Raw genomic sequence first — 770 nt, 5'->3', positions numbered from 1 at the left:
GATGGCGCCGCGCGCGAGGCGCTGGCGCGCTACCGCGACCGGCTGGCGCGCGCGCTCACCGTCGTCGCCAACCTGATCGATCCGGAGGTGATCGTGCTGGGCGGGGGCATGTCCAACGTCGATGCGCTCTACGAAGGGCTGGCGCAGGCGATTGCCGCGCGCAGTTTTTCGGGCGCCTGGGCCGGGCGTGTGGCGAAGGCGCGCTGGGGGGACAGTTCGGGCGTGCGCGGCGCGGCGCTGCTGTGGAGCCGCGAGGACGTGCTGGCTGTTTCGTGACGGGCGCTTTTGCCCACCCCCGACCCTTCCCGCAAGCGGGAGGGGAGAGCCGGACGGCAGGATTGCGCTATGGCGCCTTTCGCAGCGCGCAGATGTCCCGTTCCAGCCCGGCGATCGCGCGCGGGCCTTGTGGGGTGAATTCGAGCGTGTGGGCCGTGTCCCCAAAGCGTGGCCAGCGCGGCAGGCCGGCGCCGTTGGGATTGCCGCTGCGCGCAAAATTGGCCCAGTAGGCGGCGAGCGGGGCGGGGCTGTCGGGCGCGGCGCCAGCCTCACCCAGCACGAAGCGGATGTCCGAGCCATGGGTGACGGGGGCGCCGTCCGGCCCGTCGAGATCGAACTGGTAGTGCCAGGTCGGTGCGCCGCGCATCGCCTCGCGCAGGGCCGCGACGTGGAGCGAGGGGCAGCGGAAGGTCAGGTCGTTGGCAAGCTTGAGCGCGAGGTCCTGGGGCGGCGTGCCGCCGGGCGCGAGGCCGAACAGCGCCCGCGCGGCGGCG

At 73.6% G+C, this 770-nt stretch carries 2 protein-coding genes; one reads left to right on the top strand and one right to left on the bottom strand.

What is annotated here, in order from left to right; all coding sequences use genetic code 11:
- Window positions 1-276, top strand: a 276-nt coding sequence (locus MTR62_RS21110) for an ROK family protein (protein WP_244024640.1), incomplete at its 5' end; no start/stop codon positions are given.
- A gap of 67 nt (window positions 277-343) precedes the next feature.
- Here MTR62_RS21110 and MTR62_RS21105 read toward each other — a convergent pair.
- A partial coding sequence (locus MTR62_RS21105) for a carboxylesterase family protein (protein ID WP_244024638.1) occupies window positions 344-770 on the bottom strand: 427 nt, incomplete at its 5' end.

Origin of the sequence: Novosphingobium organovorum, assembly GCF_022832435.1 — a bacterium.
Taxonomy (GTDB): domain Bacteria; phylum Pseudomonadota; class Alphaproteobacteria; order Sphingomonadales; family Sphingomonadaceae; genus Novosphingobium; species Novosphingobium organovorum.
Note: the sequence above shows the minus strand (reverse complement) of the source record. Positions and strands in the feature narration are given on the sequence as shown.